The 13,908-nt window shown below is 60.0% G+C and carries 16 protein-coding genes and 2 pseudogenes; 7 read left to right on the top strand and 11 right to left on the bottom strand.

The genetic code is table 11. The features are described 5' to 3' along the window. The first annotated feature begins 38 nt into the window (after positions 1–38). Both AC0L7L_RS20330 and AC0L7L_RS20325 read left to right on the top strand, forming a co-directional pair. Positions 39–734: an ABC transporter ATP-binding protein gene (locus tag AC0L7L_RS20330; RefSeq protein WP_272213994.1), complete on the top strand. Its 696-nt coding sequence runs from the start codon at positions 39–41 to the stop codon at positions 732–734. Next, positions 734–3,284: pseudogene (locus AC0L7L_RS20325) on the top strand (ABC transporter permease). The gene AC0L7L_RS20330 and the pseudogene AC0L7L_RS20325 overlap by 1 nt, the downstream one beginning before the upstream one ends. Positions 3,285–3,354: 70 nt before the next feature. Here the strand turns inward: AC0L7L_RS20325 and AC0L7L_RS20320 are convergent. Continuing rightward, positions 3,355–3,558 (bottom strand): YqaE/Pmp3 family membrane protein, encoded by a 204-nt coding sequence (locus AC0L7L_RS20320; protein ID WP_272213992.1) that lies wholly within the window; start codon positions 3,556–3,558, stop codon positions 3,355–3,357. 275 nt (positions 3,559–3,833) lie between these two features. On the opposite strand from AC0L7L_RS20320, the gene AC0L7L_RS20315 reads away from it, so the two are divergent. Both AC0L7L_RS20315 and AC0L7L_RS20310 read left to right on the top strand, forming a co-directional pair. After that, positions 3,834–4,610 (top strand): Bax inhibitor-1/YccA family protein, encoded by a 777-nt coding sequence (locus AC0L7L_RS20315; RefSeq protein ID WP_272213991.1) that lies wholly within the window; start codon positions 3,834–3,836, stop codon positions 4,608–4,610. 79 nt (positions 4,611–4,689) lie between these two features. Then, positions 4,690–5,223 carry a GNAT family N-acetyltransferase gene (locus AC0L7L_RS20310; RefSeq protein WP_473511049.1) on the top strand — a complete coding sequence of 178 codons (534 nt, stop codon included), beginning with the start codon at positions 4,690–4,692 and terminating at the stop codon, positions 5,221–5,223. A 6-nt stretch (positions 5,224–5,229) separates the two neighbouring features. Here AC0L7L_RS20310 and AC0L7L_RS20305 read toward each other — a convergent pair whose 3' ends face one another. Further along, complete coding sequence (locus AC0L7L_RS20305; protein ID WP_473511047.1) at positions 5,230–5,625, bottom strand: DUF2794 domain-containing protein; 396 nt, start codon at positions 5,623–5,625, stop codon at positions 5,230–5,232. A gap of 263 nt (positions 5,626–5,888) precedes the next feature. On the opposite strand from AC0L7L_RS20305, the gene AC0L7L_RS20300 reads away from it, so the two are divergent. Then, the gene (locus tag AC0L7L_RS20300; RefSeq protein ID WP_272213988.1) at positions 5,889–7,049 is read left to right on the top strand and encodes a GNAT family N-acetyltransferase; all 1,161 of its coding nucleotides are present in this window, start codon (positions 5,889–5,891) and stop codon (positions 7,047–7,049) included. A 62-nt stretch (positions 7,050–7,111) separates the two neighbouring features. Here AC0L7L_RS20300 and AC0L7L_RS20295 read toward each other — a convergent pair whose 3' ends face one another. Both AC0L7L_RS20295 and AC0L7L_RS20290 read right to left on the bottom strand, forming a co-directional pair. After that, a complete protein-coding gene (locus AC0L7L_RS20295) occupies positions 7,112–7,684 on the bottom strand; it encodes a hypothetical protein (protein ID WP_473511045.1) in 573 nt (190 codons plus the stop codon). An 89-nt stretch (positions 7,685–7,773) separates the two neighbouring features. Continuing rightward, a complete protein-coding gene (locus AC0L7L_RS20290) occupies positions 7,774–8,079 on the bottom strand; it encodes a hypothetical protein (RefSeq protein WP_272213986.1) in 306 nt (101 codons plus the stop codon). Between AC0L7L_RS20290 and AC0L7L_RS20285 the strand changes: the two genes are divergently transcribed. Both AC0L7L_RS20285 and AC0L7L_RS20280 read left to right on the top strand, forming a co-directional pair. After that, on the top strand, positions 8,063–8,608 hold the full coding sequence (locus AC0L7L_RS20285; RefSeq protein ID WP_272213984.1) for a DUF2975 domain-containing protein: 546 nt from the start codon (positions 8,063–8,065) through the stop codon (positions 8,606–8,608). The two genes, AC0L7L_RS20290 and AC0L7L_RS20285, sit on opposite strands and share 17 nt — an antisense overlap. 3 nt (positions 8,609–8,611) lie before the next feature. Further along, positions 8,612–8,827: a helix-turn-helix domain-containing protein gene (locus tag AC0L7L_RS20280; protein ID WP_272213983.1), complete on the top strand. Its 216-nt coding sequence runs from the start codon at positions 8,612–8,614 to the stop codon at positions 8,825–8,827. A gap of 1 nt (position 8,828) precedes the next feature. On the opposite strand, the pseudogene AC0L7L_RS20275 reads toward AC0L7L_RS20280, so the two are convergent. From AC0L7L_RS20275 to pstB, 7 genes and pseudogenes are all read right to left on the bottom strand, one after another. Then, positions 8,829–8,924: pseudogene (locus AC0L7L_RS20275) on the bottom strand (carbohydrate kinase); the annotation flags it as partial. 41 nt (positions 8,925–8,965) lie between these two features. After that, positions 8,966–9,523, bottom strand: a complete 558-nt coding sequence (locus AC0L7L_RS20270; RefSeq protein ID WP_272213981.1) for a hypothetical protein — start codon at positions 9,521–9,523, stop codon at positions 8,966–8,968. A 126-nt stretch (positions 9,524–9,649) separates the two neighbouring features. After that, positions 9,650–10,576, bottom strand: a complete 927-nt coding sequence (locus AC0L7L_RS20265) for a carbohydrate kinase family protein (RefSeq protein ID WP_473511041.1) — start codon at positions 10,574–10,576, stop codon at positions 9,650–9,652. 74 nt (positions 10,577–10,650) lie between these two features. Next, on the bottom strand, positions 10,651–11,346 hold the full coding sequence (locus AC0L7L_RS20260; protein WP_473511039.1) for an orotate phosphoribosyltransferase: 696 nt from the start codon (positions 11,344–11,346) through the stop codon (positions 10,651–10,653). Positions 11,347–11,624: 278 nt separating this feature from the next. Beyond that, on the bottom strand, positions 11,625–12,308 hold the full coding sequence (gene phoB / locus AC0L7L_RS20255) for a phosphate regulon transcriptional regulator PhoB (protein ID WP_272213977.1): 684 nt from the start codon (positions 12,306–12,308) through the stop codon (positions 11,625–11,627). A gap of 31 nt (positions 12,309–12,339) precedes the next feature. Further along, positions 12,340–13,053, bottom strand: coding sequence for a phosphate signaling complex protein PhoU (gene phoU / locus AC0L7L_RS20250; RefSeq protein ID WP_272213975.1), 714 nt, complete (start codon positions 13,051–13,053; stop codon positions 12,340–12,342). A 40-nt stretch (positions 13,054–13,093) separates the two neighbouring features. Then, complete coding sequence (gene pstB, locus AC0L7L_RS20245; protein WP_473511036.1) at positions 13,094–13,861, bottom strand: phosphate ABC transporter ATP-binding protein PstB; 768 nt, start codon at positions 13,859–13,861, stop codon at positions 13,094–13,096. Positions 13,862–13,908: the final 47 nt, after the last annotated feature.

Here is a 13,908-nt window from a genome sequence, read left to right as displayed (position 1 = left end):
TGTTGTTACCTCCGCCGATTTCAAAGCAGGAAGATAATTTGTCCGAAAATCTCATCACGCTCGACAATGCCCACCTCACGCTCGGCAAGGGCTCCGCTGCCGTTCACGTGCTGAAAGGCATGTCTGTTTCGATCGGCCGCGGCGAGTCCGTCGGCATTCTCGGCCCTTCCGGATCAGGCAAATCGACTTTGCTGATGGTGGTCGCCGGGCTTGAGCGGCTCGACAGCGGCGAGATTTCCATCGGCGGAACGGCGCTGACCGGGCTTTCGGAGGATGCACTTGCCGCCTTTCGGGGCGAGAACATCGGCATCGTGTTCCAGTCCTTCCATCTGATCGCTAACATGACGGCGCTCGAAAATACGGCCATTCCGCTGGAGCTTGCAGGCCGCGCGGACGCGTTTGAACGGGCGCAGGCAGCGCTGACAAGCGTCGGTCTTGGCCACAGGATGACGCATTACCCGGGACAGCTTTCCGGCGGCGAGCAGCAGCGCGTGGCGATTGCCCGCGCCCTTGCGCCCGAGCCGGCTGTGCTGATCGCCGATGAGCCGACCGGCAACCTCGATGGCGACACTGGCACCCAGATTGCCGATCTCCTGTTCGAGCGCCAGCGCGACAGCGGCACGACGCTGGTTCTGGTGACCCACGACCCTGCACTCGCCGCGCGCTGCGACCGACAGGTTCAGGTGCGATCCGGCGAGATTGTCGGCCACGAGACCGCCAGGACCGCCAACTGATGCAAGCAAACCGGCTGAACCTTTCGCTTGCCCTGAAATTTGCGTTGCGAGAAATGCGTGGCGGGCTTTCCGGGTTTTACATTTTCCTTGCCTGCATCGCCCTGGGCGTTGCAGCAATTGCCGCCGTCAATTCGGTTTCGGATGCCGTCAATGCCGGCATTTCCGAGCGTGGCCGCGAAATCCTCGCCGCCGATATCCGCTTCGAACGCGACAACGAGCCGCTTGCCGGAGAAGAACGCGCCTATGTCGAGGGTCTCGGCACGCTGTCGCAATCGGTGACGATGCGCTCGATGACCAGGCTTCCCGATGGCTCCGACCAGTCTCTGGCCGAGGTCAAGGCGGTCGACGGGCTCTATCCGCTTTATGGCAGCGTGATTTCCGACCCCGCCATGCCGCTTGACGAGGCGTTGGCTGAAACCGGTGACGGTCGCTACGGCGTGCTGGTCGCACCGCTTCTTTCCGAAAGACTCGGCCTTGCCGTCGGTGACAGCCTGCTTCTCGGCAGCGCCGAACTCAGGGTCTCCGGCACACTGGAACAGGAACCGGACGCGCTCTCTGAAGGCTTTGCCTTCGCGCCGCGCGTGCTGATCAGCCGCGATGCGCTTGATGCATCCGGTCTGGTGCAGATCGGCAGCCTGGCCGAATACGCCTATCGGGTGCGCTTGCCGAACGCAACATCAGATCCCAACACGATCAAGACCGCCGCCGAAGAGGCCTTTCCCGATGCCGGATGGTCGGTGCGGGTCAGTGACCGCGCCGCGCCATCCTTGAGCGAGAATGTCGACCGGCTTTCCGAATTTCTGACACTGGTCGGTCTCGCGACCCTGATCACCGGCGGCGTCGGCATCGCCAACGCCGTCAGCGCCTATCTGGAAAGCCGCAGGCGGGCCATTGCCGCATTCAAATGCCTTGGCGCACCGGCCAACATGGTGGTCGCGATCTATTTCATTCAGATCACGCTGGTGGCACTGATCGGGATTTCCGCTGGCCTTGTCTTGGGTGCCATCATTCCGCTGATCGCGTTGCCGCTGTTGTCCTCGCTGCTGGACATCGCAATCCCCGTGGCGATCTTTCCGCTGGCGCTGCTGATCGCAGGTATTTTCGGGCTCTTGACCGCAATTGCCTTCGCCATCCTGCCGCTTGCCTCCGCCCGCAATGTTCCGGCGACGGCACTTCTGCGCGAACAGGGCTTCGACGAAGGCGGACGACCGGCATGGCCGTTTGTGGTGGCGGCAGCGGTCACACTCGGGGCTCTGGCGGCACTTGCGATCCTCACTGCTGATGAACAGTTCGTGGCCAGCATATTTCTCGCGTCCGTGGCCGGCGCTTTCGTGGTTTTGCGGCTGGTCGCCATCGCCATCAAATGGCTGGCACGCCGCGCACCGCACCCGCGTGCGCCATCACTCCGGCTCGCCATCGGCAATATTCACCGGCCCGGCGCATTGACCGGCTCGGTCGTGTTATCGCTCGGTCTCGGCCTGACGCTGCTGGTGGCGCTGGCGCTGATCGACGGCAACCTCAACCGCGAGCTTTCGCGAACGTTGCCAGAACGGGCACCGGACTTCTTTTTCGTCGATATTCAGAGCAGCGAAGTCGATGGATTTCGCAACCTGATCGAAGATGAGGTACCCGATGGCGAGCTGTCGTTGGTGCCGATGCTGCGCGGACGAGATCATGACGCTCAACGGCACCCGCGCTTCCGAGTGGGAAGTCGCACCCGAAGCACAATGGGTGCTACGCGGTGACCGCGGCATCACTTATGATGCCGACCTGCCGGAAAATTCAGCGCTGTCTGAAGGGGAATGGTGGCCGGAGGACTACAGTGGCGAACCACTCGTCTCGTTTGCCGCCGAAGAAGGTCGGGAACTTGGCCTCGAAATCGGAGACACCATCACCGTCAGCGTCCTCGGTCGCGACATTACCGCAAGGATCGCCAGTTTCCGCACGGTCGAGTGGGAATCGCTGTCGATCAATTTTGTCATGGTGTTTTCGCCCAACACCTTTGCCGGCGCACCCCATGCCTGGCTGGCAACGCTGACCAACCCTGACGGCAGCACCGAGAAAAACGCCGAAATCCTAGGCGCGGTGACCAGAACATTCCCGACCGTGACAACCATCGAGGTACGGGCAGCACTTGAGATTGCCGGCGATCTTGTCAGCCAGCTCGCCACCGCCATTCGCGCTGCTGCGGCGATTGCCCTGATCGCATCGGTGCTGGTGCTGGCCGGCGCGCTTGCGGCGGGGAACCGCAGGCGCGGGCACGATGCGGTGATCATGAAGACGCTTGGCGCCACCCGCCCGGCCCTGATCCGCGCCTTCGCCTACGAATATCTGATCCTCGGCGCCCTGACCGGCATCTTCGCGCTGATCGCAGGGTCGGCTGCGGCCTGGTATGCGCTCACCCAGATCATGATGCTGCCGTTTGCGCTTCTGTCCTCGGTCGCATTTGCGACTGTCTGCGGTGCCATCGTGGTCACCGTCGCCATCGGGCTGTTCGGCACCTGGCACCTTCTGGGGCAAAAACCGGCGCTCTACCTTCGGGAGCTTTGAATAAGCGACAGGCCAGCCGGAGGCATTGCCGCGCATGGCTGGCCAATAGGATCGTGAAGACCTGCGCGGACTATTTGTCGCGGCGCAGGGTCTCCATCAGTTCTTCGTTGCGCCGGTCGGCAAAGTAGTTCTGCACTGCAAAAAGCGCCCAAAGGGCCGCAATCGGCCAACCGATCAGGGTGAGCTGGAGAATCAGGCAGATAATGCCGGAAATCGGCTTGCCGATGGTGAAAAATGAAAGCCATGGCAGAATGACGGCGATGAAATAACGCATGGAAATGTCCTCTCTTTGAACCAGCCCCGCACGCATCGGCCGGACGATTTCCTGCTAGATAGGGCAGATGCGGTTCGGTTTTGAGATGCCATGGTCGATTCTTACGAAGATTTGAGAAATCACCGTCGCTTTTCAAGACACAACGCCTTGTATCCCATTGCCGATCCTATCATATTGTTGTCAGGCTTGCTGGAGCCCCCCAGCGGCGCCTGGGTTTGCGCATGGCGCATTTTCCCGACACCGTGATCAACGAGGGGCTTTTTAAGAGGAAATTAATGGCTGATCTTCGTAACTATCAGAACCGCGCGCAGGCGGGAGCGCAGGCGAGTGCTGAAATCGATCAGGGCTTGCGCGCATACATGCTGCGCATTTACAATCTCATGGCGCTTGGCCTTGTGATTACCGGCGTTCTGGCTTTTGGGCTGAGCTCGCTTGCAACCACCACGGATCAGGCTGCATCTGTTGCCCAGCTTCCCAACAGTATCCTGCTGACAAGTGTCGGCGCTGCCGTTTACGGAACGCCGCTCAAATGGCTCATCATGTTTGCGCCGCTGATAGCGTTCTTCTTCCTGGCTTTCCGCGTCAACAAGATGAGCGTTGCGGGCGCTCAGGCCGCATTCTGGGTCTATGCCGCCCTGACCGGTCTGTCGCTGTCGTCGATCTTCATCATGTACACGACAGCCAGCGTCGTTCAGACCTTCTTCATCACCGCCGCGTCCTTTGGTGCCCTGTCGATTTACGGCTACACCACCAAGCGTGACCTGTCGGCGATGGGGTCATTCATGGTGATTGGCCTGTTCGGCATCCTGATTGCCATGGTGGTCAACATCTTCCTGCAGTCGAGCGCACTCAGCTTTGCTGTCTCGGTGATCGGCGTTCTGGTTTTCGCCGGCCTGACGGCATGGGATACGCAGAAGCTCAAGGAAATGTACTATGAAGGCGATGGCGATGTTGTCGCCGGCCGCAAGGCCGTGATGGGCGCTTTGACGCTCTACCTCGACTTCATCAATATGTTCCTGTTCATGCTGCGCCTGCTCGGCAACCGGAACTGACACTGCCTTCATGTAATCGATCAAGGCGGCCTGCGGGTCGCCTTTTTTATGTCCGGAACGATTAAAGAGCCGTCTTGCCATGCCCGTCACAATCCGCCCCGCAACCTTGGCCGACATCGCCGCCATCACTGAAATCTACGCCGAGAGCGTGCTGAACGGTGTTGCAAGCTATGAGCTTGAATCGCCAACGGGCGCAGAGATGCGCGCGCGGATGGATGCGATTTCAGGTGGCGGATTTCCCTATCTCGCGGCTGTCGATGCCGGCGATTTGCTGGGCTATGCCTATGCCAGTGCGTTCCGCACCCGCCCGGCCTATCGCTGGCTTGTCGAGGATTCGGTCTATATCGCACCGCAGGCACGCGGCCGCGGCGTCGGAAAGTTGCTGCTGCAGGGACTGGTGGATCGTTGCGAAGCAAGTGGATTCCGGCAGATGGTTGCCGTGATCGGCGGTGCGAGCCCGGCATCGATCGCACTGCACGGATCCTGTGGCTTTGCCGACGCAGGCAGGCTGGTCGGCACCGGCTTCAAACACGGTCGTTGGCTCGACACGGTGTTCATGCAGCGCCCTCTTGGCGAGGGCAAAAGTTCCGACCCAACGCCGCTTTCGCTCTGATCCGGCTTATTTGTCGATAAGCTTCAACTGACGGTCGAAGACCTTGAGGACCTGACGCAGGTCATGGCCGCGCTTGAGCACCATGCCCGCAGTATTGGTGACACTGAAGGCGCCCTGTTTCGAGGCGAGTTTCGGGTTCTTTTCAATCCTGAAAACGGGAAGTTCGCCGGAACGCTTGAAGACGGAAAAAACCGCCTTGTCCTTCAGGTGGTCGAGCGCATAGTCGCGCCATTCACCCTCGCCGACCATCCGTCCATATATCCAGAGAATCGCATCGAGTTCACGCCGATGGAAGGTTACGGGCAAGGGATCGGCCTTCTGGCCGGACCTGAACCGCGAGAGTTCAACGACATTGCTGCCGTCTGCCTCGTCCTTGCGTTGCGCTTCCGGCTTTTGCGCCATGCTCTTCCGCCTCGCATCTAGATGACAGCTAAACGACAGTCTGCCCGCTTCAGCCAGAATTGCAAGGGCCGCGTTTACTGGTGTTCGAGAGCCAGAGCCAATCATTTGTTAACCCAATCAGCTTATCTATTCGTCAAGGTTTTCGATTAGCTCCAGTAGTGCGTATCCATGTGTTCAGGCATCCAAAAACCGCTCGCGTTCGACGCGTTTGAAATGCGTCTGGCCGTGTCGTGCCGCACAGGCGAGCGAAAGGCGGCGGATCGATGAGCGTCATCCGCAAGGATCTCGGACCGACCCCGCCGGCCCGGTTGAAATCAAAACTGTCGGTGGTACGCCCCGGCAAGGCCGTTCCGGACCTGCGTCTGGAGCTGAGAAGCGGCGGCGAATTCTCCATTTTCTCGGAAGCACCCGAAGACCTGGAGCCGGCGGTCGACCGGCTGGCCGATCAGGCCGTTGAAGCCAATCCCTTCCAGACAGCGCCCTTCCTGATGAAGACCACCGGCAAGGACAATGCCCATGCACGCCTTGCGCTGATCGCCGATACGACCACGTCTGACGGGGCCGAGCAACTTTCAGCACTGATGAGTTTTTCGGTCATGGGCAAGGGGTCGCATCTGGCCGCGACTGCAGAAGTTGGCGGCTATAGCGCACCGCTGATCTCCCGTCACCGTCCCATGGCAACCCTCGATCAACTGTTCGAAGCACTGGCGGGCTCGCTCACAAACCTGCCGGGTATTGTTGCCTTTCCCGGCCTTCTGGCCGACGGGACCTTCATGCGTTCCGCCCGCGCGGTTGCCGCAGCCCGAGGCCTTGCATTCCGGGTGGCCGGCGCATGGCGCGCCCGCACACTCTCAGGCAGGATCGACCCGACCGGTGCGCTCTCCCGAGAAGAGCGGAAGGCATGGCAGACCCATCTCGGTAAATGGGAAGATCTTCAGAAAAAGGGCCGGATCAGCTATCAGGTCGCCCGCAATCCATCCGAGATCTCGGCGGCACTGGAAGACCTCTCGCTGCTGTCCGACGCGCCCGGATACGCCGACCGGTTCTCCGCATTCTTCCCGGCGGCAAGGCAGCTCTGCAAACGCGACCAGATCAGGATTCATGCGCTGTATCTCGACGGGCAAATGATCGCGGCGGCTCTTCAGCCTGTTCATCGGGGCGATGCCTGGGTCTGGCAGGTTCTGGTCAGGCCTGACATGGCCGATCAGGCGGTCGATGAGCAATTGATGATGCGGCTGACGCACTGGAACCTGCGCGACACCAATATCGCAACCACCCGCGTTGCACCTGCCGCAGGGTCGTTCCTTGCGGAACGGTTCTGGCCGGTCGACGAGGGCTATGCCAGCCTGCTGATCGCACTGCGCCCTGGCATTGAGCACACCCTCGACAGGGTTGCTGCAACATATGAAATCGCCGGAGCGTAAGACCCCGGCGTCACATCAAATCTTTTTGTCGAATGGACCCGGCCACGGGCGAGCCATGTGTTCTAGGCGCAGCTCTTCAACCGCGATTCCGCCGGCCGGTTCATCAGTGCGAAAATATCGATATCCTCAAGAAGCGGATGGTAGCCATCTTCGCCGCCGGCCTCGATCAGAACATCGAGCGGAACGGCAGGCGCAACCATAGCCCCGTTCCAGCACGTGTCATCGAGATCAACCGCAAAGCCGGGCTTGGTGCCGCCGGCCTGACGGGCAGCAGCCATTTGCTCCTGCTGATCCCTGAGCGCAAGGGCATCGGCGGGCGACAGCCGCAGGACGGTCAGCTTCTGGCCAGGCTTGCGGAATTTGGCAACACCGGCGGCCTCTGCCTCCGCATCCGCACTCACAAGCGTATAGTCGCGGCTGATCTCACCGGAACCGGACTTCTGATAGACGGTCAGTACGATCTCGTTCTTCGGCAGCGTGAACTCTTCAGGCGCCAGCACCGCGATCCTCAGCGAAGCCGGGTTGGCGGCAATCGGTGACGGGATCGGCGGCTTTGCCCCCGGCAGAAACGAAAGGGAGCAGGCCGACAGCAGAGCGAGACCGGAAACAGCCAGAAATCTCTTGAAAATAGGCATGGGCATGATCGGGTGAGCCACGGATATGGTTAATGATCATTCATACTATTGCGCATAGCTTAAGGGCGGGTAAAGACACGGCATAACCGCTACGACAAGGGGCAGTCCGGCAGCCACCGCAGGCCACGTTGCGCCAGCAATGCGCCGAATTCCGTATTGGTCATCAAAGGAATGATCGCGTGTGAATCGGCCTCGGGCGGTGGAACAGCACCCAACCGCAAGCCGGCGTTGCCGCCGTTGGCCAAAGGCCGAGAGCAGAACCAGACCGATGGCAAGGCAACTCCAGTGAGGAAGGAAGAACTCAACAGATCACTTGATTGACAATCATTTCTTATCGTTTTATGATAAGAAACCATTGTAGAACAAGAGGTCTTTTCGATGAAATCACCGAACACACTTGCACTGTCCAGACTATGCGGGCGCATGAAGCTTCTCACCCGGATCCTGCAAGCCAGCCTTGCCATCGGCGTGATCTATGCTGGCTGGTCCGTCATAACCCGGCCGGATACGGTCTCTGCCTGGCTTGCCGATGCCCTCTCCGTCCCCGTGACCGTCACGCCGGCCACTAGATTGGCACTCTCCATATTGGCAGCTGTTGTGGCGGGGCTGATGTTTGCCGGGCTGCAGACAGTCTGGCAGCTTTTCGACCGGCTGCAGCGCGAGAAGCCATTTTCCTATGAGGTTGCCGCGCTGTTGCGCAGAGCCGGGCTACTGGCACTTGCCGGCGCGGTCGCTGGCCTTGTCCTGCCAACTGCGGCCACACTTCTGGCAACGCTTGCCAACCCGCCGGGCAGCCGCACCCTGAGCATCGGCGTCGGCAGCGATCAGATGATGTTGTTCCTGCTCGCCGGGCTGCTGTTCGTACTGGGCCATGTGATGGTACTCGCCACCGCGATCAACGACGACTATGAGCGCATCGTTTAACCCATGGCGATCATTGTCAATCTCGATGTCATGCTCGCCCGGCGCAAGATGCGTGCGAAAGCGCTCGCCGAGCATGTCGGCATCACCGAACAGAACATATCGCTGCTCAGGTCAGGCAAGGTAAAGGGCGTCCGGTTCGAAACGCTCGAAAAAATATGTCAGGCGCTTGACTGCCAGCCCGGCGACATTCTGGAATATCAGGCGGACGCCCCCGGATAGCTCAAAGCCCGATCTCATGGGCATAGTGCGGATTGGCGCCGGCGCGGGAAACCGTGACGGCGGCAGCCTTTGCGCCGAGCGCCAGTGCATCTGCAATCGCCCCGGGGGAAAGAGCAAGGCACACGGACGTTCACAATGTTATCGGCAAACCAGTCTTGTCCCATGCGGGACGCCACGCCCTGTGAACTTCAGTTTCAATGCCGGGATCGGTGCGACGTCAGGGCCTATCTGAAGCAGCACATCGATGTTCTGCTTGCGTGAAGGATCCAAGCTCTCGATGAACGTGCAGCCGGGATCCAGAGCAACACCATAAAAGGCGGCACTGTTGCGCCCAGCCGCGACACGCTGACGCATTAGCGTTTGCTGGGCCTCGAACCGGCGAACATCAGCAGGTTCCAGGGCAAAGGTGACCCGCTGCCGGCCTCCTGCCCTCTTGCCTATTCCGGTTCTGTCCAGCGACGCATCGATCGTACGCAGTTTCCGTCCTTTGGACTTCATGAAATACTTAATGACGACATCACCACTCTCGAACTCGAGACTGGCCGGAGCATCGACAAAAACCCTGAAGTCCTGAGGCTTTGCGTCAAGCGATGCCAGAACTTCGGCTGTCTCGGTCAGGCGATCAGAAACCGTCGAGCAAGACGCCATGAAAAGCGCAACACAGAGAACCGCACCAACGGTAAGGAGTTTTTTCATCTCAAGCCCCCAAGGATGACACACCACCGGAATCTAGTTTGCAGCCAGAAAAATCACAATCATAAAATGCACAGCCCGCCTCGTTCAGCCTGAGCGGGCAAAGCATCCACAAACCTGTCGATCAGTTCAAAGCCCAACCTCATGGGCATAGGGCGGATTGGCGCCGGCGCGGGAAACCGTGACGGCGGCAGCCTTTGCGCCGAGCGCCAGTGCATCTGCAATCGCCCCGGGGGAAAGCGAGCGCACCTTCTCCTTTGTCAGCAGGCCCGCGATATCAAAGGATGCAAGAATACCGGCGTCGAAGGTATCGCCGGCGCCGACAGTGTCGACCACCGCGACCTTTTCACTCGGCACCTCGACCTTGTGCTCGGCAGTGTAGCCGATTGCCCCGTCCGCGCCGCAGGTAATCACCACGAGGCTTGCACCGGCTGTGATCCAGTGACGCGCCTTGTCATCGAGCGAACCTTCAAGACCGAACCAGTCGAGATCCTCATCGGAGAATTTCACGATATCCGATTTGGCCGCCATGCGTTCGATCCGCGCCCTGTGACTGGCAGGATCGGTGATGAAGGTCGGGCGGATATTGGGGTCAAGCGAGATAACACGGGCGTCCGCCTCGCGCATCAACAGCGCCTCATAGGTGGAGCCGCAGGGTTCGGGAATAAGGCTGATCGCGCCGAAATGCATTGCCGAACAGCCATCGCCAATGGCCGGCAGATCATCCTCGGTGATCATCCGGCCGGCTGTATTCTCGTCATAGAAGGCGTAGCTGGCCGAGCCATTGATCAGCTTGACGAAGGCAAGTGTGGTCGGCCGGTCGGATAGTGCGACGAGGGAATGATCGACCTTCGAGGCATCGAGCTTTTCGCGGATGATGTCACCCATCAGATCGGTGGAGATGCCGGAGAAGAACCCTGTCGGGCGGCCGAGCCGGGCCAGCGCGACCGCGGTATTGCAGACCGCGCCACCGGCATAGGGGGCAAAGGCCGGTTCGCCCTTGTCGGTCTCGCGCGGCAACATGTCGATCAGGGCTTCACCACAGCATAAAATCATCATTCTCTCCCAATTCCGGTTGCGCGTCCGCTCACCGGGAGCGGACGCCTATAGCAAGGGGCCCTCAGCGCCTTTCAGACGATCAGTTCCTGAAGCCCGCCGCGCGCGCGCGACCAATCCATCGGATGATCAAGGAAAGTGCCGACAGCTTCAAGCGTTGCCTCGTCTGCAAGACCATCCTTACGCGCGACGTTCAGCACTTCCTTCCAGGTCGCGATGTAATGGAGGTTAACGCCGCCCTCGCGGAAACGTTTCTCCGCCTCGCCGAAAATCCCATAATAAAACAACGCCATGCCATGTTCCACCACACCGCCGGCTGAACGGATGGCATTGATGAAGTTGAACATCGACCCACCGGCGGTGGTCAGGTCCTCGATCACCAGAACGCGCGCACCCTTCGGCATATGCCCCTCGATCTGCGCATTCTTGCCATAGCCCTTCGGCTTCTTGCGAACGTAGATCATCGGCAGTTCAAGCCGGTCGGCAAGGAATGCGGCAAAGGGAATACCCGCAGTCTCACCACCAGCCACGCAATCGAACTTCTCGAAGCCAGCATCGCGCAGCACCTTGGCGGCGGCGAAATCCATCAGCGTGGAACGAATGCGCGGATAGGAAATCAGCTGCCGGCAATCGATATAAACCGGGCTGACCAGACCGGAGGCAAGCTTGTAGGGCTCATCCGGCGCAAAATGCACCGCTCCGATTTCCCACAGCATGCGGGCCATCAGCTCCCCCATCACTGCGGGCTCCACGAAACTGGCTCTGCTCATCGCAACAATCCTCTTTATCCTGTGGCCTCAAGAGACCAGCGTTCCGGGATGCGGAAGGATGCATCACGGGAAAAGCGGGTCTTGTCGGCGCTGCCGCCTGCCGAGCGGCCAACCAATCCGGTTGTCCAATTGGACAATCACGGCGGAAAAATCAATCGTCGACCGGTCGATTCAACACATCCGGGCAGCATGCCAATACAGCATAGACCAACGTGGAATGGCTGCAATGACGGATATTAAATCGTTTAGAAAATCTTTTTTGACGCCGCTAGCAGCGTTTAGACCTCCATCGAATATCCCGCTCCGCGCACGGTGCGGATCACATCCGGCATCTGCGAGAAATTGAGTGCCTTTCTCAGCCGGCCGACATGGACGTCGACGGTGCGCTCATCCACATAAATATCGTGACCCCAGACACCATCGAGAAGCTGGGCGCGGGAAAACACCCGGCCGGGCGACGTCATCAGAAACTCCAGAAGCCGGAACTCCGTCGGGCCGAGCCGCACTTCGCGCGCCTTGCGGTGGACACGGTGGGTCTCGCGGTCAAGCTCGATATCGCCGCATTTCAGCACGCTGGAGAGCACTTCCGGCCTTGCGCGGCGGAGGATCGCCTTGACCCGCGCCATCAGCTCCGGCGTGGAAAACGGCTTGACGACATAGTCGTCGGCACCGATCGCCAGACCGCGTATCCGTTCGCTTTCCTCGCCACGCGCCGTCAGCATGATGATCGGCAGGCGTTCTGTCTCCGGCCGCATTCTGAGGCGACGGCAAAGCTCGATGCCGGAGACCCCCGGCAGCATCCAGTCGAGCAGCAGCAGATCGGGAACCCGCTCCTGAAGCCGGATCTCGGCCTCGTCGCCGCGCATGATGGTTTCGACCTCATAGCCTTCCGCTTCGAGATTGTAACGTAGCAGGACGCTGAGTGCTTCCTCGTCTTCGACAACTGCAATTTTCGGCACCATTGGACGTCTATCTCCCTGATCTCAAATGGCTTCAGACATCATCGGAACCGACGGCAGCAGAGTTGTCGTCCTTGGGACGTTCTCCCTGGGGCTGGGCGCCGGTGGCAATGTAGTAGATCATTTCAGCGATGTTGGTGGCATGGTCGCCGATACGCTCGATATTCTTGGCGCAGAACAGAAGATGCGTGCAGGTGGTGATGTTGCGCGGATCTTCCATCATGTAGGTCAAAAGCTCGCGAAACAGCGAGGTATAGATCGCATCGATCTCGTCATCGCGCTCGCGGATCGAGTTGGCCTTGTCGGCCTGGCGCGTTGTGTAGGCGTCCAGCACTTCCTTGAGCTGCAGCAACGCCAGTTCCGACAAATGCTCGATGCCGTGCGCTAGCTTGCGCGGAACGCCGGTGCCCTGCACAGAGATCACCCGCTTCGCGGTGTTCTTCGCCATATCGCCAACGCGTTCCAGATCGGCAGCGATGCGGATCGCACCCATGATTTCGCGCAGGTCCGCAGCCACCGGCTGACGACGGGCGATGGTCACAATTGCCTTTTCACCGATCTCACGCTCGGCCTCGTCCAGTGCGAGGTCGTCCTTGATCACCTTTTCGGCAAGCTCGGTATCGGTATTGACGAGGGCTGAGACCGACTGGCTCACCATTTCCTCCGCCAGACCGCCCATTTCGGAAATCCGGCGCTGGAGGTATTTCAGTTCGTCATCGAAAGCCGTCAGAATATGCGAGGGGGCCATGTTTAATCCTTCCTTGGCGTGAGCGTGCGGCAACCGCCCCTCAGCCGAAACGTCCCATGATGTAATCCTGGGTACGCTGATCCGCGGGATTGGTGAAAATCGTATCGGTACTGTTTTCCTCGACCATATGACCGAGATGGAACATCGCGGTGCGCTCGGACACGCGCGCGGCCTGCTGCATGGAATGGGTCACCATCACAATGGTGTAGTTCTCCGCAAGATCGGAAATCAGTTCCTCGACGCGGGCTGTCGCGATCGGATCGAGCGCGGAACAGGGTTCGTCCATCAGGATGACTTCCGGGCTGACGGCAATGGCGCGGGCAATGCACAGCCGCTGCTGCTGGCCGCCGGAAAGGCTGGTGCCCGGCTCGTCCAGCCGATCCTTGACCTCGTTGAACAGCCCCGCCTTGATCAGGCTGGTCTCGACGATCTGATCGAACTCGGTGCGATGACGGGCAAGGCCGTGGATACGCGGCCCGTAGGCGACATTCTCATAGATCGACTTCGGGAACGGATTGGGGTTCTGGAAAACCATGCCGACGCGTGCACGCAACTCCACCACATCGATGCCGGAGGTGTAGATATCCTCGCCGTCAAGCGTGATCGTACCGGTCACGCGACAATTGTCGATCGTGTCGTTCATGCGGTTGAGGGTCCGCAGAAAGGTCGACTTGCCGCACCCGGACGGGCCGATCAACGCCGTGACAGTATGCTCGCGTATATTCAGGCTGACATCAAAAAGCGCGCGCTTCTGCCCGTAATAGACGGACACCGCCTGGCCGGTCATTTTGTATGTGTTGTTGCTCATTGTTTGCTTCCAGGTGTTTTCGCGGTCGGGTTCGCCATTGCCACGCG

The sequence above is a fragment of the Martelella sp. K41-7 genome, assembly GCF_055808365.1.
This window is presented reverse-complemented; position numbering and strand designations above follow the sequence as displayed.

Excerpts from the sequence above, each read along its gene's own strand:
- AC0L7L_RS20305 (WP_473511047.1), bottom strand. The coding sequence starts at position 5,625 with ATGGCGCAAAAGCCGGAAGCGCAACGCAAGGACGAGGCAGACGGCAGC.
- AC0L7L_RS20310 (WP_473511049.1), top strand. The coding sequence starts at position 4,690 with ATGCCCGTCACAATCCGCCCCGCAACCTTGGCCGACATCGCCGCCATC.
- AC0L7L_RS20315 (WP_272213991.1), top strand. The coding sequence starts at position 3,834 with ATGGCTGATCTTCGTAACTATCAGAACCGCGCGCAGGCGGGAGCGCAG.
- AC0L7L_RS20260 (WP_473511039.1), bottom strand. The coding sequence starts at position 11,346 with ATGAGCAGAGCCAGTTTCGTGGAGCCCGCAGTGATGGGGGAGCTGATG.
- AC0L7L_RS20320 (WP_272213992.1), bottom strand. The coding sequence starts at position 3,558 with ATGCGTTATTTCATCGCCGTCATTCTGCCATGGCTTTCATTTTTCACC.
- AC0L7L_RS20270 (WP_272213981.1), bottom strand. The coding sequence starts at position 9,523 with ATGAAAAAACTCCTTACCGTTGGTGCGGTTCTCTGTGTTGCGCTTTTC.
- phoB (WP_272213977.1), bottom strand. The coding sequence starts at position 12,308 with ATGGTGCCGAAAATTGCAGTTGTCGAAGACGAGGAAGCACTCAGCGTC.
- pstB (WP_473511036.1), bottom strand. The coding sequence starts at position 13,861 with ATGAGCAACAACACATACAAAATGACCGGCCAGGCGGTGTCCGTCTAT.
- AC0L7L_RS20280 (WP_272213983.1), top strand. The coding sequence starts at position 8,612 with ATGGCGATCATTGTCAATCTCGATGTCATGCTCGCCCGGCGCAAGATG.
- AC0L7L_RS20300 (WP_272213988.1), top strand. The coding sequence starts at position 5,889 with ATGAGCGTCATCCGCAAGGATCTCGGACCGACCCCGCCGGCCCGGTTG.
- AC0L7L_RS20295 (WP_473511045.1), bottom strand. The coding sequence starts at position 7,684 with ATGCCTATTTTCAAGAGATTTCTGGCTGTTTCCGGTCTCGCTCTGCTG.
- phoU (WP_272213975.1), bottom strand. The coding sequence starts at position 13,053 with ATGGCCCCCTCGCATATTCTGACGGCTTTCGATGACGAACTGAAATAC.
- AC0L7L_RS20265 (WP_473511041.1), bottom strand. The coding sequence starts at position 10,576 with ATGATTTTATGCTGTGGTGAAGCCCTGATCGACATGTTGCCGCGCGAG.
- AC0L7L_RS20285 (WP_272213984.1), top strand. The coding sequence starts at position 8,063 with ATGAAATCACCGAACACACTTGCACTGTCCAGACTATGCGGGCGCATG.